20 protein-coding genes are annotated in these 21,725 nt (G+C 52.9%); 17 read left to right on the top strand and 3 right to left on the bottom strand.

All coding sequences use genetic code 11. From position 1 onward, the window contains the following. Positions 1–239: 239 nt before the first annotated feature. Together FYJ64_RS01740 and FYJ64_RS01735 are read right to left on the bottom strand one after the other, a co-directional pair. Entirely contained in the window at positions 240–371 is a 132-nt protein-coding gene (locus FYJ64_RS01740) for a MetS family NSS transporter small subunit (protein ID WP_154573515.1), read from the bottom strand. Further along, positions 364–1,878, bottom strand: a complete 1,515-nt coding sequence (locus FYJ64_RS01735; protein ID WP_154573514.1) for a sodium-dependent transporter — start codon at positions 1,876–1,878, stop codon at positions 364–366. Before FYJ64_RS01735 ends, FYJ64_RS01740 begins: the two co-directional genes overlap by 8 nt. 387 nt (positions 1,879–2,265) lie before the next feature. Here FYJ64_RS01735 and FYJ64_RS11610 point away from each other — a divergent pair, with 387 nt between their 5' ends. The 9 genes from FYJ64_RS11610 to FYJ64_RS01695 all read left to right on the top strand — a co-directional run bounded on the left by FYJ64_RS11610 (position 2,266) and on the right by FYJ64_RS01695 (position 11,606). Then, positions 2,266–2,397: a hypothetical protein gene (locus FYJ64_RS11610; RefSeq protein ID WP_268891375.1), complete on the top strand. Its 132-nt coding sequence runs from the start codon at positions 2,266–2,268 to the stop codon at positions 2,395–2,397. After that, positions 2,397–4,190: a flavin reductase gene (locus FYJ64_RS01730; RefSeq protein WP_154573513.1), complete on the top strand. Its 1,794-nt coding sequence runs from the start codon at positions 2,397–2,399 to the stop codon at positions 4,188–4,190. The genes FYJ64_RS11610 and FYJ64_RS01730 overlap by 1 nt, the downstream gene beginning before the upstream one ends. Positions 4,191–4,535: 345 nt before the next feature. Then, positions 4,536–5,447: a 3-hydroxyacyl-CoA dehydrogenase NAD-binding domain-containing protein gene (locus FYJ64_RS01725; protein ID WP_235897075.1), complete on the top strand. Its 912-nt coding sequence runs from the start codon at positions 4,536–4,538 to the stop codon at positions 5,445–5,447. A gap of 376 nt (positions 5,448–5,823) precedes the next feature. Beyond that, positions 5,824–7,239, top strand: coding sequence for a YfcC family protein (locus tag FYJ64_RS01720; protein ID WP_154573512.1), 1,416 nt, complete (start codon positions 5,824–5,826; stop codon positions 7,237–7,239). Positions 7,240–7,388: 149 nt separating this feature from the next. Then, positions 7,389–7,745: a hypothetical protein gene (locus FYJ64_RS01715; RefSeq protein WP_206045495.1), complete on the top strand. Its 357-nt coding sequence runs from the start codon at positions 7,389–7,391 to the stop codon at positions 7,743–7,745. Then, entirely contained in the window at positions 7,742–8,059 is a 318-nt protein-coding gene (locus tag FYJ64_RS01710) for a hypothetical protein (RefSeq protein ID WP_154573510.1), read from the top strand. The genes FYJ64_RS01715 and FYJ64_RS01710 overlap by 4 nt, the downstream gene beginning before the upstream one ends. 15 nt (positions 8,060–8,074) lie before the next feature. Then, positions 8,075–9,433: an amidohydrolase family protein gene (locus FYJ64_RS01705; protein ID WP_154573509.1), complete on the top strand. Its 1,359-nt coding sequence runs from the start codon at positions 8,075–8,077 to the stop codon at positions 9,431–9,433. Next, positions 9,426–10,343: an MBL fold metallo-hydrolase gene (locus FYJ64_RS01700; protein WP_154573508.1), complete on the top strand. Its 918-nt coding sequence runs from the start codon at positions 9,426–9,428 to the stop codon at positions 10,341–10,343. Before FYJ64_RS01705 ends, FYJ64_RS01700 begins: the two co-directional genes overlap by 8 nt. Positions 10,344–10,433: 90 nt before the next feature. Further along, a complete protein-coding gene (locus tag FYJ64_RS01695) occupies positions 10,434–11,606 on the top strand; it encodes a M20 family metallopeptidase (RefSeq protein WP_154573507.1) in 1,173 nt (390 codons plus the stop codon). A gap of 157 nt (positions 11,607–11,763) precedes the next feature. On the opposite strand, the gene speB is transcribed toward FYJ64_RS01695, so the two are convergent. Next, positions 11,764–12,696: an agmatinase gene (gene speB / locus FYJ64_RS01690; protein ID WP_154573506.1), complete on the bottom strand. Its 933-nt coding sequence runs from the start codon at positions 12,694–12,696 to the stop codon at positions 11,764–11,766. A 298-nt stretch (positions 12,697–12,994) separates the two neighbouring features. Between speB and sfsA the strand changes: the two genes are divergently transcribed. The 8 genes from sfsA (at position 12,995) to FYJ64_RS01650 (ending at position 21,592) form a co-directional block, all read left to right on the top strand. Next, complete coding sequence (gene sfsA / locus FYJ64_RS01685) at positions 12,995–13,669, top strand: DNA/RNA nuclease SfsA (RefSeq protein ID WP_154573505.1); 675 nt, start codon at positions 12,995–12,997, stop codon at positions 13,667–13,669. A 16-nt stretch (positions 13,670–13,685) separates the two neighbouring features. Beyond that, on the top strand, positions 13,686–14,249 hold the full coding sequence (locus FYJ64_RS01680) for a flavodoxin family protein (protein WP_154573504.1): 564 nt from the start codon (positions 13,686–13,688) through the stop codon (positions 14,247–14,249). 17 nt (positions 14,250–14,266) lie between these two features. After that, entirely contained in the window at positions 14,267–15,223 is a 957-nt protein-coding gene (locus FYJ64_RS01675) for an acyl-CoA dehydratase activase-related protein (protein ID WP_154573503.1), read from the top strand. Next, positions 15,224–16,297, top strand: a complete 1,074-nt coding sequence (locus FYJ64_RS01670) for a 2-hydroxyacyl-CoA dehydratase (protein ID WP_154573502.1) — start codon at positions 15,224–15,226, stop codon at positions 16,295–16,297. It abuts the gene before it with no gap. Further along, positions 16,297–17,271 (top strand): acyl-CoA dehydratase activase, encoded by a 975-nt coding sequence (locus FYJ64_RS01665; protein ID WP_154573501.1) that lies wholly within the window; start codon positions 16,297–16,299, stop codon positions 17,269–17,271. Before FYJ64_RS01670 ends, FYJ64_RS01665 begins: the two co-directional genes overlap by 1 nt. Positions 17,272–17,283: 12 nt before the next feature. Then, positions 17,284–19,086, top strand: a complete 1,803-nt coding sequence (locus FYJ64_RS01660; protein ID WP_154573500.1) for an AMP-dependent synthetase/ligase — start codon at positions 17,284–17,286, stop codon at positions 19,084–19,086. 1 nt (position 19,087) lies between these two features. Then, positions 19,088–19,774, top strand: a complete 687-nt coding sequence (locus FYJ64_RS01655; protein ID WP_154573499.1) for a Crp/Fnr family transcriptional regulator — start codon at positions 19,088–19,090, stop codon at positions 19,772–19,774. A gap of 144 nt (positions 19,775–19,918) precedes the next feature. Beyond that, entirely contained in the window at positions 19,919–21,592 is a 1,674-nt protein-coding gene (locus FYJ64_RS01650; RefSeq protein WP_154573498.1) for a Na/Pi cotransporter family protein, read from the top strand. Positions 21,593–21,725 lie beyond the last annotated feature (133 nt).

The raw sequence follows: 21,725 nt of genomic DNA, 5'->3' as shown, positions 1-21,725 counted from the left end.
GACGGGGACTTAATGAGCAGACACTTATTAAGAAGGAAGATTTCCGAAGAGTCAAAGGCTCATTCCGAAGAGTCAATTTGACATTATGGGAAATGAGATATTTTTGTGCGCTCGCCGGACGCACAAAAAACGGAGGCCTGCCGCGGGAAACGTTTCGCCAATGTTTCTCGCGGCAGCCTCCATTTTGATTTCATGAAGTACGCCGTTTACGGCAACTCATATTTACAGAAGTCCGCCGTTCAGGACGCGTGCTTCTCTTCCTGCTCGGCTCTTTTCTTGCTGGCGTGGAAATAGAAGCTGATGCTGAAGATGAAGCCTCCCCACAGGAGTCCGCATCCGATAATCATCATGGTAATTGCTGCGCTACTCATACAGTGCCACCTCCTTTGTGGTCAGCGGATCAAGGGTCGCATAACCCTCGCGGCTCTTCGCGTTATTCAGTACGATGGCGCCGATGACGACGATCAGCAGAGAGCCCCATCCGAAAATATTGACATCCAGCTGGCTGTACTCACCGTAGCCGTTGAGTACGAAGCCGCGTGTGTTCAGGAAGGTCATGATGCCCAGCATGATCACCGTGACGAACTTCAGGCAGCCGATGAACCAGACCTTGGAAGCCGGGAAGTTGGAGTAGCGGTTTGCCATCTGGCGGATCTGCTCCAGCTTGAAGAACCAGCCGACCAGGATCAGCTCAAGGAATCCGGAAACGGCGAGTCCGATATTGTTGATGAAGGCGTCCAGGATATCCAGGATGTTCAGCCCGGCACCCGTGACGAAGAAGATGCTCAGGAGGAACGCCGGAACCAGTGTGAAGGTGACGGCCCTGTTGTGGGAAATTTCGAATTTGTCTTTCACTGCGGTGACGATTACCTGAGAAATCGATACCAGCGAGGTGATACCGGCCACGAACAGTGCACCGAAGAAGCATACGCCGGTCAGTGCCTGCATGGTAGGCAGGGAACTGATGGCGGTTGGGAATGTCATGAAGGCCAGTCCGACGCCGGCGCCTGCAACCTGCTCGACAGGCACGCCCTGGGAATACGCCATGAAGCCGATAATGCTGAAGACGCCGATGCCGGCGAACAGCTCAAATCCGTGGTTTGCAGTTGCAGTGATAAATGCGCTGTTGACCACGTCTGTTTCCATCGGCAGGTAGCTGGAATAGGAAATCATGATGCCGAATGCGATGGACAGACTGTAGAAGATCTGACCGTATGCCGCGATCCAGACACTTGGTTTCGCCAGCGATGACCAGTCGGGATTGAACATGTACTGAAGACCGTCTGCTGCATGGGGAAGCGTGATCCCGCGGATGACCAGGACACAGGTCAGAACCATCAGAATCGGCAGACCGATTTTGCAGGCCAGTTCTACGCCCTTGGAAATTCCTCTGTACATAATGACTGCCGCCAGAACCCATACGACGATGAACGGGATCAGCAGGTTGGTCTGGATGCCGCCCAGAGTATGTGCGTTTGCGGTTACGCCCAGGAATTTGACAAAGAACTTTGACGGATCAGCGCCCCAGGCCTGTGTGAAAGAAAATCCGACATAGGACAATGTCCATACAACAATTGCCAAGTAATAGATCAGGATCATGAAGGAAATCATGACCTGTACCCAGCCCAGCCATTCAAAACGTCGGTTCAGTCGGGCCAGTGCGGCAGGAGCGCCGCCTCGGTAGGACTTGCCGATGGTATACTCCATGATTAAAATCGGGATTCCCGCCGTGATGATGGCGATCAGGTAAGGCAGAAGGAACGCTCCGCCTCCGTTGTTCGCCGCCACATACGGAAATCGCCAGAGATTGCCAAGGCCAACGGCGGAGCCGATTGCCGAGACAATAAAACCAACTTTAGAATTCCATTGTTCTCTCATTTACACTCTCCTCATTTCGAACTCAAAAACTCCGGTTTCATAATAATTGCATTATTCGCGTATATATAGATACAAACGCAAAGACAATTATATAAAAGCGGCAGGAAAATGTCAATATCAATAATTTATTCGGCGGAAATTTGTTCACAAAAACAAAATACGGTCGCTGCACCAGAAGGTTTTCGTCCCGACCCACGAATTTAAGAGTCTATTCACAGGGACGCTCGCAGCCCTCTCGCGGCCTTTCGTCGATTTCCGGCGACTTCGGAGAACCGCAGCCTGCGGACTCCTCGAGAAACCTTTAAGTGCCCCGGCGCGGATTTTTTTTGTTGCAGGAGACGCTATGAACCGATTGATTTTCACACCCATCTCTGCTAAACTTGCAGTATGAATACTGCAGGCGCGGAACGGGGCGACAGGCAGCTGCCGGACAGGAACGGCTCAGAACACGAATGCTCCGGCACGGACACCGGAGGTCTGAGGTATGCGGAAGAGAATATCTGGAAGGAGAATATCTAATGAACGATAAAATTACAGATTCCATCGTCTATGTCGGTGTGAATGATTACGATATCGATCTGTTTGAGGGACATTATGTCGTTCCGGAGGGAATGGCGTACAATTCCTACGTGATTCTGGATCAGAAGGTCGCGGTCATGGATACCGTCGACCAGAGGAAGACGTCAGAATGGCTTCAGAATGTCTACTGTGTTCTTCAGGGGCGCCGGCCGGATTATCTCGTGGTACAGCATATGGAACCGGATCATTCCGCATCGATTCAGGCGTTTCTGAATACATATCCGGAGACGACGGTGGTCGGCAACAGCAAGATCTTTCAGATGATTCATCAGTTCTTCCCGGAGCTCACGCTGAAAAACAAGCTGGAGGTCGGAGACGGGGATTCGCTGCGGCTGGGAACTCATGAACTGACCTTTGTGTTTGCACCTATGGTTCACTGGCCCGAGGTGATGGTCACCTATGATTCGGCGGACCGCGTTCTATTTTCTGCGGACGGATTCGGGAAATTCGGGTCCCGGGACGCGGGCGGAGACTGGGCCTGTGAGGCGAGACGCTACTATTTCGGGATCGTCGGCAAATACGGGGAGCAGGTGCAGAATCTGCTGAAGAAAGCCGCCGGTCTGGATATCGCGACGATCTGCCCGCTGCACGGTCCGGTGCTGACGGAGAACCTCGGCTATTATCTCGGACTGTATGACACCTGGTCCAGTTACCAGCCGGAGGATGACGGCGTATGCATCTGCTATACTTCTGTTTACGGGCATACAAAGAAAGCCGCGGAGATGCTCTGCACAGAACTTCAGGACAAGGGTGTTCCGGAGGTGGTGCTCCACGATCTGGCTAGAAGCGATATTTCTGAGTGCGTTGAGGACGCATTCCGCCTGGATAAACTGGTACTGGCCACCACGACCTTTAACTCAGAGATCTTCCCGTTTATGAGGGAGTTCATCGATCATCTGGTGGAACGCAACTATCAGAAGCGGACTGTCGCGCTGATCGAAAACGGTTCCTGGGCGCCGAACGCCATTAATGTCATGAAGGCGGCGTTCAGGGATTCCAAGGATATTTTGTTTACGGAGAATAATGTAACGATTCTGTCCGCGCTGAATCAGGAAAGCACAGAGAAGCTTCATGCGCTGGCGGATGAGCTGGCCATGGACTACGCCGGTGCGCAGATCAGCCGCAGACAGACCATCGATCCGACGGCGCAGTTCCGTATCGGCTACGGACTCTATGTGGTGACCTGTAACGACGGAAAAAAACACAACGGGCAAATCGTGAACACGGTTTCACAGGTGGCTTCTAATCCGGACCGGTTCGCCGTGAATCTGAACAAATCTAATTACACTGCGGAGGTGATTTACCGGACCGGCGTGCTGAATGTCTGCGTGCTGAACCAGCAGGCGCCCTTCCGGATCTTCGAGCACTTCGGCTTTCAGTCCGGCCGTGATGTGGATAAGTTCGCGGATTACCGGCACTACGGGATTTCCTCCAACGGGCTGGCGTATCTGAGCAGGTATGCCAATGCCTATCTGTCCATGAAGGTGACCGGAATCGTGGATATGGGCTCTCACTGGATGTTCGTCTGTGAGCTGACGGAATCCGCGGTGCTGAATTCCGTGGAAACGATGACCTACTCCTGGTATCAGCAGAACGTCAAACCGAAGCCTGAGGCGAAGGGCAAGGGCTGGGTATGCAGTGTCTGCGGGTATGTATATGAGGGAGAGGAACTTCCTGAGGACTTTATCTGTCCGCTGTGCAAGCATCCGGCAAGCGACTTCCGCAAACTGTAACGGCCGGCGGCGTCGGGGGATTCCGACGCATTGCGGTTCACGCCGTTCGGCGGAGTCCATCCGGGCGTACAGCCCGTCGGTGTTCGTCGGAGCGCACTGGAGTATATCATGCTTGCACTGTTCGCTGGCACACAAATTGCAATTCATATGGCCAAAGTAAATCTGCTGCCCGCGGGAACTGATACGGGCGAAATGACGGAGGCCCGATGGTATGACAGGGATGAAGCCCTGCCCGGAGAGGGCGGGGCTTCTGTATTTTCGGCCCGGGACGGCAGGATTTCTGCAACACTGTTGCATATGGACAACAAAGGAACAACTCGAAGTAAGAATACCGGAGGTGGGTCAATGAAATTTGCATTTGTGGGAACCGGAATGATCGGTTCCGGTCTGGCGGTGAACGCTGCGCTGAGAGGTCAGGATGTGGTGCTGTACGACGTTGCGGAGCCGGAGACAGTGAAGGGAACTGTCGGAAAGGTTCTGGATATTCTCGTGGAGGCGGGAGCTGTCGACAGAGAAAGAGCGGACGAGACTTTGTCGAAGATGTCTTTCACAAAGGATCTGGCGGAAGCCGTGACCGGAGCTGATTTTGTACAGGAATGCGTGCCTGAGAAGCTTGAACTCAAGCATTCGACGTATCGTCAGATACAGGAAATCTGCGGTGACAGCACAGTCATTGCCAGCTCGACAAGCGGTATGTTCCCGTCTGCTCTGGCGGAGGGAGCGCTCTATCCGGAGCGGATTATTGTAGGTCATCCGTACAATCCGTCGTATCTGTTGCCGCTGATCGAAATCTGCGGGCCTCACGCACCGCAGGAAACCATTGACCGTGCGCTGGAGGCTTACCGGGCGATGGGCAAAGAGCCTGTGGTCTGCCGCAAAGAGGTAACGGGCTTTATTGTCAACAGTCTTTCCTGGGGAGTAATGGACGGCGCGATTGACAAGGTTCTGGACGGCGTCTGCGATGTCGAGGATGTGGATAAGGCTATCATGTACGGACCGGGACTGCGGATGGCGGTGACCGGACAGCTTCTGACCATGTCCATGGGCGTGCAGGGCGGATTCCGGGAGATGGCAGAGAAATACGGAAAGACTGCGGCCCGCCGACCGGACCAGATTGAGCACTACGGTCAGATTGCGGACGGAGTGGATGAGGAAATAGCAGACCGATCCGGTGCACAGGGCAGAACCGTGGAGGAAATCACGAAATTCCGCGACAAAGCGTTTGTCGGGCTTCTGAAGCTGCAGGGGAAACTGTAATCAGTGTCTGCTCAGGGGGTCGGCTGGTTCCGAATCCCGCTGACGCAGATTAGGATATCGAAAAAAAGAAATGCTGCAACGAGAAAATCACCAGAAAACGTCGCTCGCTGCGGCGTTTTTTTTCGTGCACAGTACAAAAATGTGTGATATATTTGTGTAAATAGGATAAACCGGCAATCGAGTTTGGATAAGTTTGAGTATTTCCGTTATTGTAAAAATTCTTTTTCATGATAGAATAAGAGTATATTTATTCGTGCATCTGATAATTTCCTCTCGCGGAAGGTCAGGGAGTGCTCTGCGGAAGGATGTCATCGGGTGTGTGCATCAATGTTATTTCTTAATCACAAATTTTGACCGAGGAGAAAGGAGGTCCAAGATGGGAGAGAATGTTCAGGAAAATACTCAGAAGAAGAGAAAATTCGCAGTTCCTCACGTCTACATTTTGTTATTGGCCATTATTGCAATCTTTGCGATACTGAGTTACATTATGCCGGCAAGCGTCTATGACACCAAGACGATTGACGGAAGAGAGATTATTCAGGCAAGCACCTGGCACACCGTCGCGAAAACGCCGGTCAGCCTGATGCAGTTCCTGACCGCGGTTCCGAGAGGAATGCAGGAATCCGCACAGATTATATTCTTTATATTCATCGTCGGCGGCTCCTTTACTGTCGTTCAGGAGACGAGAGCGATCGAGGCAGGCATGGGTAAACTTGTGCAGGCTCTGAAAGGAAAAACGATTGTGATTCTTCCGATCGTTATGGTTCTGTTCTCCCTCGGCGGTTCTGTATTCGGAATGGCAGAGGAAACAATTCCGTTCATCCCTATCTTCGTCGCGCTCTGTCTGGCGATGGGGTATGACTCCATGACCGGTGCGGCCATCGTACTCTGCGGTGCCGGTGCAGGATTCGCCGGAGCCTTCATCAATCCGTTCACCATTCAGGTGGCGCAGGGAATTGCTGAACTTCCGCTGCTGTCGGGAATGACGTTTCGTATTGTTATGTATCTGTGCATGGTGACGCTTGCAACGGTGTTTGTCTGCAGATATGCGCTGAAAATCAAAAAAGATCCGCAGAAGTCCCTGATGTATGAATTTGACCAGACCCGTGAGGACACGGTGCAGATGGAGGAACTGAAAGAATTCACCGGAAAGGACGCGGCGATTCTGATCGTGTTCCTGGCGGCGATTATTCTTCTGATCTTCGGCGTTATTCACTACAAATGGTATATGGATGAAATCGCAGCACTGTTCTTCGGAATGTCCATGATCATCGCGGCGATTGACCGGATGGGTTTCAACAAATATGCGGAGACATTTGGAGCTGGAATGGCGGGAATCGCTTCCGGCGCTCTGGTTGTAGGATTCGCCAGAGGAATTCTGGTCGTTCTGAACGACGCCAACAATCTGCACACGATTCTGCACGCATCCGCGGCGGGACTGTCGCAGCTTCCTTCCATGGCGTCTGCCGTTGGAATGTACATTTTCCAGTGCCTGCTGAACTATCTGGTTCCTTCCGGCTCCGGACAGGCTATGGTTTCCATGCCGATCATGGCGCCTCTGGGCGATCTGGTCGGAGTAAACCGTCAGGTCGCATGTATCGCGTTCCAGCTTGGCGACGGAATTTCCAACATCTTTACGCCGACCTCCGGATACTTTATGGCGGGACTGGCGCTGGCCAAGATTCCATGGGCCAAGTGGGCGAAGTGGATTCTGCCGCTGATCGGGCTGGAATACCTGCTTGGACTGGTCTTTGTCATTGTTGCGCAGGCGATCAACCTGGGACCGTTCTAAATCCGGAAACAGCGATGAACTGACCGGCAAAAGCCGGCCGGAATCCGATTAACCTATTGTCAAAGAGAGCAGAGGCTGCTGTGCCGCTGACCGATACAGCAGGCACTCCGTGGAAGACACAGCGGCCCTGCCTTTTTTATAAGGAAGAAATGTTTTATATTTTGATATTACTTGCGTGCTCCGTCGCCGCGATGGTGATTTTCTTCGTCACGCTGGTGCGGAATTTTAATAAGCACGTATTGCTGATGGCGGCGGCTGTCACTATGCTGATCAATATGTTTGCCATGCATTATGTCACCTGGCTGGGACTGTGCCTTACGGTATCCCTGCCTCTTTCTGTTGTTTACGTACTTGGCGTTACCTTTCCGGGATTCGCCGCCGGCAGAGAGAACATAAGAGGTGAAGGAACAGGAGAGCACGGGATGAACGCCGGGCGCGGAAAGAACGACGGTCGCGGCAGTCAGCCTGACAGGCGCGGAGAAAGAGACAAAGAGGACGGAAAATGACGATATTCGGCGGACTGATGATTTTTATCGGGATACAGCTGTTTCTCCTTGGGTCACAGATTCAGCGGGGAAATACCAGACTGCTGACGGCTTCTGTCCGGGAGAACATTCCGGAGAAGGAGATGGTGATGTTCTGCAGGCTCTTCGGGAACAAAATTCTGACTTTGTGTTTTGTTACCCTCGGCGTGGGCGTCGTCTGTTTGTTCCTGAAACAGAGTACCATGCTGCCGCCTGTTTTCATCATCGTTATGGCGCTTTATACGGTAGCGCGCGAAGCGCTCCTGTACAGGCAGTACAGGAAAAAACAGAACTGAGGTAAGGAGACTGAAATGCTTGATATTTTACTGGTGAACGGCCGCTATCCGGATTTCCGCGCAGGAGAAATGAAAAGCGGCAATATCGGAATCAGGGACGGAAAAATTGACATTATTACGGAGGGAGAGCCGAAGGCGGCGCAGGTGATTGACGTCTCCGGACGAGTGGTTTCTCCGGGTTTCATTGATATTCACATGCATGAGGAGGATTTTGCCGGTGAAGGACTGAACTACTGTATCGCAGATATGATGCTCCGGATGGGCGTCACAACGGCAGTGGGAGGAAACTGCGGTATTCAGCACCAGACACTGAAGGAATTCAAATCCGGAATTCAGAAACTCGGCGGTTCTCCGGTCAATTACCAGATGCTGGCCGGATATAACCAGTGCCGCTACCGGCTGGGTACGGAACGTTATGCAGCAGCTACGCAGGAAGAGAGGAAGCGGATCAGGGAAATGCTGGCGTCGGAGCTGGAGGAAGGCGCGATCGGAATTTCCTTCGGCATTGAATACGACCCCGGCATGACGACGGATGAGATTCTGTACGCCGCAAAGGTGACAGAAAATCCGGGGCATCTTATCGCAGCTCATTACAGATCGGATAATGATAAGGCCCTGGATGCCATCGGAGAGATGATTCAGGTTACAGATGCGATCTGCAGTAAATTCCAGATTTCCCATCTTTCCAGCTGTGCGGCCATGGGGCAGATGACTGATGCGCTGAATCTCATTCACGAGGCGATGGATCGCAATCCGCGGCTGAACTATGATACCTATCCTTATGACGCTTTTTCGACGCATATGGGCTCGTCAGTCTTCGAGGACGGATGTCTGGAGGCCTGGCACAGGAGCTACGACAGCATCCTTCTGACAGAGGAACCGTACCTGTATCAGTGGTGTACAAAGGAAATGTTCGAGGACGCCCGGGAAAATTATCCGGACATGCTCGCGGTTGCCTTTGTGATGAATGAGGAGGAAATCAGGCAGGCGGTGGCGGATCCTTACGGAATGATCGCCAGCGACGCCATTATCAATCAGGGAGCGGGACATCCGCGGGCCGCAGGGACATTCCCCCGGGTTCTGGGGAAATACGTCCGTCAGGAGCACGCCCTGTCACTGATCGACGCACTGCGCAAGATCAGTTTCACGCCGGCGGAGCGTCTTGGACTCAGGAACAAAGGCCGGGTCGAAGAGGGTGCTGACGCGGATCTGACTGTGTTTGATCCGGAAACAATTATCGACAAGGCGACTTTTACCGACGGCGGCCTCCCGCCCGCGGGAATCGATTATGTCTTTGTGAACGGCGGAATCGCTGCCAGAGGCACCGAAATCGTCGACGGCCGGAGGGGCGGCTTTATTCCGTATCATGATTAATGTAACAGTACTTGCTGAGAATTATGTGAAGGATTTTCGGTGCAGAGGAGAGTTCGGACTTGCGATGTATATCGAGACGGAGGATCATAAAATCCTGTTCGATACCGGTGCGTCCGAGCTTATGTTCGCGAATGCAAGGCAGAAGGGAGTGGATCTGTCGGAGGCGGATATCTGCGTTATCAGTCACGGACATTTCGACCATACAGGCGGAATGCCTGAATTCTGCAGACAGAACCGGAAGGCGGATATCTATCTTCACAGGGACGCGTTCGGCGTGACCTTCGGGGAAACAAAGGGAAAAATCGACGATTATGAGTGCGGAATTCTCTGGGATCCCGAAGTGCTTGAGGTTTGCGGCGACAGGGTGATTCGGACGGACGGCCCGGAATGGATCGGCAGAGATGTCGTGGTTTCCGGAACAATTCCGGAACTGCCGGAGTTTCAGCCTCCGGAGCGTTTCTACCGGCTGCGGACCGGAGCGGATCCGGGACTTGCCGGGGAACTGACGCCGGAATCTGCAGGAGAAATGTCGGCGGGTTCTGCCGGGAAATCCCGGACTGGCAGGGATCTGATTCCGGACACTATGTCTCATGAGCAGTTCCTGGCGATTCGGGAACCGGGGAAGGGCATCGTTCTTTTCTCCGGATGCAGTCACAAAGGTATCATCGCCGCAATATGCCGCGCGAAGGCTTTGTTCCCCGGAGAGCCGCTGTATGCGGTGGTCGCCGGGATGCATTTAATCGGAGCCTCCTGTGGGATGCGTCAGAAGATTATCGACCGCCTGATAGAGGAGGAGCCGCAGATTGTCGTGCCTCTGCACTGTACAGGTCTGGAGGCGATTTGTATGATGAAGGCGCAGTTGGGCGACCGGTGTCGCCTGACAGGTACCGGCGGCCGGCTGAGATTTTAGAAATGAAGTAGAGGCCGGGTCTGATGTTTTGAAGAGCAGGAGCCGGATACAGGGTGTATCGCAGCAGAAACCTGCAGGGAAGGAAGTTATATGGATTACGAAGTATTGAAAGAAAGAATCATACAGACAGTGGAAGCAGGGCGGGAGGAACTGTCCGCGCTGAATGACGATATCGCAGATCATCCGGAACTTTCCGGTGAAGAATTTCAGACCTCGCGGAAAATCGTCGAACTGCTGCGGGGAAAGGGATATGAGGTGGAATATCCCTTCGATGAACTTGATACCGCGTTTCGGGGAGTAGCAGGAAACAACGGCCATAGATATAAGGTTGCGATTATGGCGGAGTACGACGCTTTGCCGGAGGTGGGACATGCCTGCGGGCATTGCCTCAGCGGAGCTATCAGCTGTCTTGCAGCGATTGCGACAAAGGATATTCAGGACGAGCTGGACACGGATATCCATATCATCGGAACGCCGGCGGAGGAGACTGACGGCGCCAAGTGCAAGATGGTGAAGGACGGCGTGTTTGATGGTTATGATATGGCGATCATGGTGCATCTGTATGATCAGAATCTGGTAACGCCCAGACTGCTGGCGCTTCGCAGCGATATGTACACCTTCCACGGGAAGGCGGCGCATGCGTCGGCGTCTCCCTGGGAGGGAATCAACGCCTTCAATGCGGCTCAGCTGATGTTCCACGGAATTGATATGCTGAGGCAGCACGTTACGCCGGATGTCCGGATTCACGGAATCATCCGCGACGGCGGAGAAGCTCCGAACATCGTTCCGGAGAAGGTTACGGCAGAGCTGTATGTCCGGGCGCTGGACTATCGTTATATGGAGGAAGTGAATGACAAGGTCGTCAACTGTGTCAAGGCCGGTTGCCTTGCGACAGGCGCGACCTGGGATACGTACTCCACGGCGGCGACCTATCAGGATCTGAAGCCGAATCCCACGGGACTGGATGCGCTGAGGGAGATCTTCGATGAACTGGATATTCCGGATAACGGAGATTATGACGCTGTTTTCGGCTCCGCCGATGCCGGAAACGTCAGTTACGTCTGCCCTACCTTCCATCCGTGCCTGCAGCTTGCACCCAGAGGTGTGGCGATCCATACCAGAGAGTTCGCCGAGCTCGTTAAGACGGATGCGGCTCATGAATGCCTGGTGAAGGGCGCCGAACTCATCGCTCTGCAGATCGCGAAAATCTTCAGTGACGAAGGCAGAATCGCGGCGATGAAGAGGGATTTCGAGACGGCGTGATGATCGTGCGGGACTGTTGAAATTAAAGCACAGAAAAGGGGCGGTTCAGATTGAACTGCTCCTTTTCTGTGCTTCTGGCGGTGCACGTTTCTAACCGGTGTCTGTCCATTATGTCGCTGTAGGACCTGATGGTGCTGACTGCGCATCGTCCGGGACTTCAGAACCGGACGAGCTTGCCGAGGCTGTCAGCCCAGGCGCCCCAGCCTTCTGTCAGCAGCTTGCGCCCGGCGTACATAGACGCGAGCGAATCATCCAGAGGAGGCGCGATTTCTACGATGTCGAATCCGATGATGTTCAGTCCGGCAAACAGCCTCTGCAGCAGAGTCATCGCCATGCGCGAGGTCAGCCCTCCGAACTGAGGAGTTCCGGTGCCCGCTGCATACGCCGGGTCCAGCGCATCGATGTCGAAGGTCAGATAAACCTTGCTGAAATTCCGCATCTTCGTGATGCAGTCGTCAGCGACCGCCTCGATTCCCTCTTTGTAGCAGTCCCAAGAGGTCTTGATCTGAAGATTTCTGCCGATGTGAAATTCAAATTCATCGGGTTCAATTGAACGGATTCCGATGAAGTACAGGTTCTCTTCAGACGTGATATTGGACATTTCCAGTGCGCGCTGCTCGGTAGAACCGTGGGAAAGAGGATCTCCCTCCAGTTCGTAACTGAGATCCATATGCGCATCGATATGGATAATGCCAAAGGGCTCATCAAGCGCTGCATTGATTCCGCGTTCAACCGGAATTGTGACGGAATGGTCGCCCCCGATCATTGTGAATCTCACGTCGTTGCGTACAAGGGTTTCAACATATTCCTGTACTTCCGCGAAAATTTCATCCCGATCGGTTCCATCGAAGTTGCCTGCATCCAGAACTCTGAAATCCCGGTAGAAACCGAGCCGTTCCGTACAGGGTGTAGCATGATCAGTGTTGGCCCTCAGCAGATCCGGCGCCTGGGCGGCTCCGCCTCTGTAGCTGACGCCGCCGTCATAGGGAATTCCGAAAATAACGGCGTCAACGTCTGCGATTTCCGCACCCGGCGTGTTCAGTCCAAACCATGTGGCGGATTTTTTTGCGTGTTCATTTTGTTTCAGCATGATGTCCTCCTGTCTGGTGTGTGAAATAAGTTTTGACTTTCTGGTATAGAGTGGGTTGACTTAATGTGTGGCGGCGCACCTTGCGAATAGATTGTACACAAAGGTGCTGCCGAAAAATACCGTTAGTCCCCGTTAAACCCAACGGGGACTTAATGAACATATATCAAGCATACATCGATTATAGCATAAATGTGGTCAGGGCGGAAGAAATTGAGAGACAGAAAAGCAATCACAATTGTGCGGATGATTTTTTGTCGGCTATGTGTTACAATAACTGAAACGGAGGTATTCAACGCCAATGCAGTATAAAAACACGGTGGAAGGAAAATTCATAGACCGGCCGAACCGTTTCGTGGCTCACGTGGAAATCGACGGAACGCCGCAGACCGTGCATGTGAAGAATACCGGGCGATGCCGGGAACTTCTGCTGCCGGGGGCACCTGTGATTCTGGCGAAGGCGGAAAATCCGAACCGGAAAACGGCATGGGATCTGATTGCGGTGTACAAAGAAGGGCTGGGACTTGTGAATATCGACAGCCAGGCGCCGAACAGGGTCGTGCAGGAATGGCTGAGTCGAGCGGGCTTCAGTGCGATCCGCCCGGAGTATTCCTATGGGAATTCCCGCATGGATTTTTACATGGAGCGGGAGGGCGTGCCGTATCTGATGGAAGTCAAGGGCTGCACGCTGGAGGTAGACGGAATCGGGTATTTCCCGGATGCACCGACGCAGCGGGGAGTGAAGCATCTGCATGAACTGATGAAGGCGGTTGGTGAGGGATACCGCGCCGTACTGGCCTTTGTGATACAGATGGAGGGAATTATCGAGGTAAGACCCAACATGACGACGCACCCTGCGTTTGGTGAGACCCTGAGGAAAGCCGTCAGAGCCGGCGTGGAAGTTCTGTATCTGCCCTGTCGGGTGAAGCGGGACACGCTGGAGATTATAGACGATTCGATTGTTTGTCGGAGATGATGTGACAAGGAGGTAAATGATGAAGAAGGTTGTCATTGTAAATGTGAGCCCGAGGAAGGGCGGAAATTCAGATGTTATTGCGGCCAGACTGGCAGAGAAGGCGAAGGACGCGGAGATCCGGACGGTGGTTTTCCGGGAAACGCCTGTATCCCCATGTCTTGCCTGCAATGTATGTAAGGGAAAGGAGACTCCGTTCTGCGTGCAGAAGGACGTGATGGGAGAATTGGTTCCTGAACTGGACGAGTGTGACGCGCTTGTTCTCGTTTCGCCGATTTACTTCGGACGGCTCAGCGGACCGGCCATGCTCTTTATCGACCGTCTGTACAGCTTTTTCGCTCCCGACAGAGAGAATGCCTCTAATGCGACAAAGACAGGGAAGAAACTGGCGCTCGTCAGCCCCTGCGGAGCAGGTCCCGCGGACGTTTATACAAAATATCTGGAAGAGACCGCGGCGACGTTCGGAGTGGCGGGATTTACCGATCCCAAAGTGCTGGTCTGCGGCGGCGTGAACGCTCCGGGCGAGGTCGGAGAACACGCGGAGGATATGGAAAAGATCGACGAGATAGCGGCATGGATTTAAGGTGGCAGGTTTAGTCAATGAGTAAAAAAATCAGCATATTTGCAAGGGAAGACAGGGAAATTACAGTAGGGCTGCCGAGAGCCCTGCTGTATCACCGGTATGAGATTCTGTGGAAGTCTTTTTTCAGCGAACTGGGCGTCCAGTGCGTCACCAGCCCCAGAACCAACAAGGCGATCATCGACAGAGGAATTGAACGCTCTATCGATGAAACCTGCCTGTCCACAAAGATTTATATGGGACATGTGGATGCGCTGATAGGAAAATGTGATTATATTCTGATTCCGAGGATCAGTAATTTCGGAATCCGTCGTTTCATGTGTACCAAGTTCGAGGCCCTCTATGATATGACCGGCAACGTGTTCCGCGGCAGCGGACAGAAATTTCTGGCGTATGACATCGATGTGGTCAAAAAGACGGGCGAGGAAAAGGCCATGATTGCCATGGCGGAAGCGATGGGCTTCAGCAGAAAAGAAGGGAAAAACGCATACAAAGCGGCGAAACGGTTTGAAAACGACGACTGGAAACGTAAGGTTCGGGAGGAGGAGCGAAAACTGCGAACGGATCAGATTAAAATCATGGTTGCCGGGCACAGCTATATCACCGAGGATGAATATGTCGGGAAACCGGTAATCCGGATGCTGGAAGAGATGGGAGTCACTCCGATTATCGCGGACCGAATTGACCGGAAGGAGGCGATCCGCCAGAGCGCCAGAATCTCCCCGACGATAAAATGGGAGATGAGCCGCGAGCTGATGGGAAGCATTCAGATCCGGCGGAACAAAATCGATGGAGTCATACTCCTCAGCGCCTATCCCTGTGGGCCGGATTCCATGGTCAATGAGATGATCATACGGAAATTCCGGGGTCTGCCGATTCAGACCATCGTGCTGGATACTCAGGAGGGGATGGCCGGACTGGAAACGAGACTCGAGAGCTTTACGGACGTACTGAAGCTGCAAAGGGGGGAACTGTAAATGGATGCAGGCAAGCGGAACATCGCTTTTCCAATCATCGCGAACTACAACTGCATTGTGAAATTCTTCATAGAGAAAGGAATGGATCTCAACTACATTGAGCAGCCGAAGATGACCCGACGCACGCTGGATGTGGGAACGAAATACAGCCCGGACTATGTCTGCGCGCCGTTTAAGAGTACTCTCGGGAGCATGATCGACGCACTGGAGGCCGGGGCGGATACACTTATTATGACGATGGGACTGTGCCGCCTGGGCTATTACGGAGAACTGCAGGAACAGATTCTGCGGGATCTGGGATATGAGTTTGAAATGATCAATCTGGCCAGTTATACGACGGGAAACGTGAAGGACTACTATAAAGCGATCCGCCGTCTGAACCCGAAGATCAGCCTTTCCCGCTTCACCAAGGCGGCGCTTATCGGACTGAAGATGCTGGAATACATTGATGAGATAGAGGCGCTGTATTACAGAAACTGCGGATTTGAGGTCAATAAGGGAGAATACAGGAAGGCATATGAAGATTTTCTGATGGCGATGGATATGGTTAACGGACGAAAGGATATTGAACGTCAGTACCGCAAGACCAGAAACGCGTTCCGTGAAATCCGTCTGGACAAACCGGATCATCCCATCCGGGTCGGCGTCATCGGCGAATATTTTACGGTTATGGATGATTTCTCCAATCTGGGTCTTGAGCAGATGCTGGCCGATATGGGCGTAGAGGTTCATCGCTGGATGAATCCTACGAACCGGAATCTCCACTATAAAGGCCAGAAGAACCTGGGCGTGCAGATTTCTGAATACAGCCGATTCGAGATGGGACCCACCTCGACGGCGAATATCTGGTGCGCCAAGAATTACGCGGAAAACGGATTCGACGGGCTTATTCATGTGAAAAGCGCGGGATGCACTCCGGAGATCGATATCATGCCGGTTCTGGAGAATATCAGCAGGGATTACAAAATACCGATTCTGTATCTGACCTACGATTCCCAGACCAGCGACACCGGTCTGCAGACAAGAGTAGAGGCGTTTAACGACATGTTAAGAATGAGGAGGGCAGCAATATAATGAAGAAGGCATATCTGGGAATCGACATCGGCTCGATCTCAACCAAGGGAGTGGTGCTGGACGACGACAGCAACATCCTGGCGAAGGAGTATCTCTGGACGGAGGGGAATCCCATGGGAGCGGTCAAGAAGCTGCTCGCGGAGCTGGAGAAACAGTTTGATAAAGACGAGTATGAAATCGTATCGACGGGAACCACCGGAAGCGCCCGAAAACTGATCGGCGTCATGGTGGGTGCAACGATCGTAAAGAATGAAATTACAGCCCATGCTGTCGGAACGCTGAATTTCTACCCGGACGTCCGGACGATTCTGGAAATCGGAGGACAGGATTCCAAAATCATTCTGGTGGATAACGGCGTTGTGGTCGATTACGCCATGAATACTCTGTGCGCAGCCGGAACCGGCGCATTCCTGTCCAGCCAGGCGAAGCGTCTGGGCGTGGAGGTTGAAGAGTTCGGTAAAATCGCACTGCAGTCCAAGTCTCCTACACAGCTTGCGGCAAGATGTACAGTGTTCGCGGAATCAGATCTCGTTCATAAGATCCAGATGGGTCACACGCGTCAGGACATTATCGCGGGGCTTTGCCGCGCCGTCGTCAATAATTATCTGAACAACGTGGGAAAAGGTAAGAAAATCGTCTCACCGGTGGTATTTCAGGGCGGCGTGAGCCGCAACGAGGGCGTGGTGCATTTCTTTGAACAGCAGCTTGGAACAAAGGTTATTGTGGATGAGAACGGACCTCTGATGGGCGCAATCGGCATTGCAATTCTGGGACGCAGAGCACGCGCACGGAAAAAATTCGATTTCGCTGTTGAGGATATGGAGTTCCGCACCCGTGAGGTGAGCTGCGGACGCTGCCCCAACAACTGCGAAATCATCTGTGTCTATCGGGACGATGTGCTGATAGATTCCTGGGGAAACCGCTGCGACAAAGGTGCGCTCAGAGCCGGAACCCGCGGAGAAAGTGTGAAGTAAAGAGGAAAACGAATGAAAAAGAAGAATGTGGATAAGTACTGGTATACTGATATCCGTGAAATTACCACTCTCAAGGATATGCTTGCAGGAAGCGTAGGACTCTACGGAAAGAATCCGGCATTCTGGATCAAGGAGAAGAAGGGTGCGCCCTATGAGCCTGTGGATTACGAGCTGCTGCAGCATGACATCAATGCTTTGGGCACTGCGCTGGTGAAGATGGGAATGTCCGGAAAGAAGATCGCTGTCATGGGACAGGGCTGCTACGAATGGATCGTCACTTATCTGGCGGTGGTCAACGGAACGGGGATTATCGTTCCGGTGGACAAAGAACTGTCCGGGCCGGAGATCCGGAATCTTCTGCTCGCGGCGGACTGCGACACGATTTTCTGCACTGCGAAGGAATGTGCGAAACTGCGCGGCATCGCGGAGATCCGCAATCTTATCGTCATGGAATTTTACGGGGATCGGACTTCGCCTGATACGCCGCCGGTTACCGGTATCCGGGACGCTGCAGAATACCGGGCCCTTGTACCGGACGCTGCAGTATACACATGGCGTGATCTGGTCGCAGGAGGCGAGGACCTTCTGAACAACGGCGATATCGGATTCCTGGAAAAGGAGGTTGACCCCGACGCGCTGGCCGTTATTCTGTTTACGTCAGGTACGACGGGAAATCCCAAGGGAGTTATGCTTTGTCACAGGAATATCACCACGAATATTATGGATGTCTGTCGCATCGCGCAGATCCCGGAGACAGACAAGACACTGTCCATCCTGCCGATTCACCACACCTATGAGTGCACGCTGGGAATGCTCCTGGTTCTGTACCGCGGCGCCAGCACCGCGTTCTGCGAAGGTTTTAAGTATATCACAAAAAATATGAAAGAGGCGCAGAATACGGTCATCATCGTGGTCCCCAGGGTACTGGAAATGATTTACGGACGGATTGAAAAGGCGGTTCGCGACGGAGGCAAAGAGAAGGCTTTCCACAATCTGATGAAGGTCAATCGGGGACTGAGGTCTGTGGGAATCAACGTCAGCCGCAGGATTTTCCGGCAGGTGATCGATCAGATGGGCGGTAAGCTCCGTCTGGTGATTACCGGAGCTGCGGCGCTGTCGCCGAATATTTACCGCGCCTTCGAGGACTTCGGCATCACGGTGCTCCAGGGCTACGGCATGACGGAGTGTACGCCGCTGGTTTCAGGAACGCCTATGAGCGCGCCTGCGGAGCGGTACAGAAAGGCGGGTTCCGTTGGAGTAACGGTCAGCAGAGGGGAGACTCGCGTGATCAATCAGGATGAGGACGGGATCGGCGAGATTCTGTTCCGCGGACCCAATGTTATGATGGGTTATTATAACATGCCTGAGGAAACAGCAGAGTCCATCGATGCGGACGGCTGGCTGCACACCGGCGATCTGGGCTTCATCGACGGGGACGGATGGATTTATCTCACCGGCAGAAGCAAGAACATTATCGTCACAAAGACGGGAGAAAACGTCTATCCTGAGGAGATCGAGGAATATATCAACAAAAGCCCCTATATCGCGGATTCCATGGTATTTCCGTACCAGAATGAAGGAGAGGAAAGCGTGGGAGTTCAGATTCTGCCGGATATGGATGCGGTGACAGAGGCGCTGGGTCATGAGCCGGACAGGGAGGAAATGCAGTCGTTTATGAAAAAACTGATCCGGGAACTGAACCAGGGACTGGCCGTGTACAAAAGGATTCGTGATGTGTTTGTGCGTGAAGAGGATTTCGTGCGTACGACGACACAGAAGATTCGCAGACAGGATAATCAGCTGAAGGAAGAATGAGATGACAACAAATGAAGTTATAGACATCCTGACGGAATCCGTTCTGTTTCGGGGATGCGATGCGGAGGAAATCCGGGAGCTTGTGAGAAACAGCGGTACGCTTCGGAAGTACGAGCAGGGCGAATTTATCTTTGCGGAGGAGGATGCGCCGGATCGGATCCGGATGCTGATCAGCGGCGCGCTGCTGGTCGCCAAGGATACAGTAAGCGGGAAGAGAATGATCCTTACGAAAATCGATGAGCCGGGAGATCTCTTCGGAGAAATATATCCGTTTATCGGCCTGACCCATTATGATATGTATGTAGAGGCGCTGAAGGACAGCAGAGTTCTGTCAATCAGTCTGGAACCTTTTCGTATGACCGGGAACGCGGCGCATGACCGGATGGCGCAGAGACTGCAGGGGAATCTCCTCAGTGTGGTGGCCAGGAAGGCATATCAGATGAACAGACGGCTCCGCGTGGTGGGATCTCCAGGAATCCGCGGTAAAATTGCGCGGCTTCTGGTTGACCTTCAGAAGGCGGGGAACCGGATTCGCGTCATGCCGCGGGAGGAGATGGCGGATTACCTTACAGTCAGCCGGCCGGCACTTTCCCGTGAACTTGGAAACATGGTCAGAGAGGGGATCTTGAAAATCGACGGACGGGATCTGGTGATCCTGGATCAGGAAGCTCTGGAGGAATATCTCTGATAAACTGCTGATGGGCTGCCGACGGACTGCTTCGGCTTTTCGGCAGATGCTGCAGATTCGGAAATAATTTTTCAAATAGTAGTGCTATTTTCCGAAAAATGGTATATGATAGATAATGTCTGCTTTTTGTTGGAGGATATATTCATGACAATGTTAGAGTTTTTTTCGCTTCTCGGCGGCGTCGGACTGTTTCTGTTCGGCATGACGATCATGTCGTCGGGTCTGCGAAACGCATGTGGGGATAATCTCCAGAGTATTCTGGAGAAGGCAACCGCAAACAAGTATATTGCTGTTTTTATCGGTCTCGGTATGACCATGCTGATCCAGAGTTCTTCGGCGACTGATGTGATGGTCATAGGCTTTGTAAATGCGGGAATGATGAATCTGGCGCAGGCTATCGGCGTCATCATGGGGGCGAATATCGGTACGACTGTCACGGCACAGATCACCGCTTTCAATATCGGCGCCTACGCACCGCTTCTCGTCTTTTTCGGAGCGGTGATGTATCTGTTCATCAAGAAAAGTCTGGTGAAACACATCGGTGAGATCACCATGGGATTCGGAATGCTGTTCCTCGGCATTTCCATCATGAAAGAGGCGATCGCGCCTCTCGCGGAAAGTCCGCAGTTTATTAAATTCATCGCGAACATGAGTAATCCTGTGATAGCGCTGATTTTCGGAATCGGGTTTACCGCGCTGCTGCAGAGCTCATCCTCATCAACCGTTATCTTTCAGACCTTCGCGGTTCAGGGCCTTCTGTATTACGATACTGCAGTCTATCTGATCATCGGAGCGGCGATCGGCTCCGTCACGCCGAACATTCTGGCGTCGCTGACTACCAATCGCAACGGAAAACGCACGGCGCTGCTGAATCTCACATTTAACGTCATCCGCGCGGTCATTCTGATTACATTGATCAACCTGTTTCCGGGGATTCTGGATTTCATCCGCAGTCTGTCACCGGGAGATATCGGACGGCAGATTGCCAACACGCATACGGCGTTCGCGATTATCGCGGTTCTGATTGAACTGCCGTTCACCGGTCAGATCATCAAACTGGTGGAGAAAATTATCCGGATCCTGCCGGAGGAGAGCGAGCAGCTTGAGGAACGGCGACTGCAATATATGACGAATATCAAGTCTGTGCCTCAGAGCATGGCCGTAGATCAGGCGCACCGGGAGGTCACCCGTATGGGTAGAATCGCGGCGAAGAATCTGCGCAATTCTCTGACGTGTTTCTTCAACTATACGACGGAGATGGCGGAGTCTGTCCGCGCCAGGGAAGAGAGCGTCAATATCCTGAACAAGACCATTGCGGATGCGATCGCGGAGCTTCGGGCCTTCGATCTGGATAAGGAGAATATGCATCGTGTATCGATGCTGACCATCGCAGTTACGGATATCGAAAGACTGTCTGACCATGCGGAGAATGTCGTCGAATACGCGGAGTCAATGCTGGGGCGGCATTCCTGTATGTCTCAGGCGGCGATCGATGAACTTCGGGAGATGGCGGATGATACGCTGAGGGAAGTGGATCTGTCTTTGGACGCCTTTGAATCAGAGGATTACAGCGGGTTGGATGAAATCGAAAGACTTGAAAGCAAAGTGGACGAGAAGGAGACAACGCTGGTCAATAATCACGTTCAGCGTCTGATGACTTCCTCCTGCGATCCGATGGCCGGGGTTGTGTTCTGCGATCTTGTTACAGATCTGGAACGCTGTGCGGATCATGCGATCAATCTGGCTTATGCGCTGAAGGAGAGATCGACGGATTCCCTGCCGCATCATTCCGGAGCTGCGGAGCTTCCGGAGGCCTGAGGTGTTTCCGTCCTGAGAAACCTGTGACAAAATCCGGATTCGGGATGCCTGCGGTGCAGGCCGACCGAAAAGCGTGATCTATCAGAAAATTATTAATCGGGCAATATCAAAAAAAGGACGCGGTTCTTCAAGA

This window comes from Hornefia butyriciproducens (genome assembly GCF_009695915.1).
GTDB classification, from domain to species: domain Bacteria; phylum Bacillota; class Clostridia; order Peptostreptococcales; family Anaerovoracaceae; genus Aminicella; species Aminicella butyriciproducens.
This window is presented reverse-complemented; position numbering and strand designations above follow the sequence as displayed.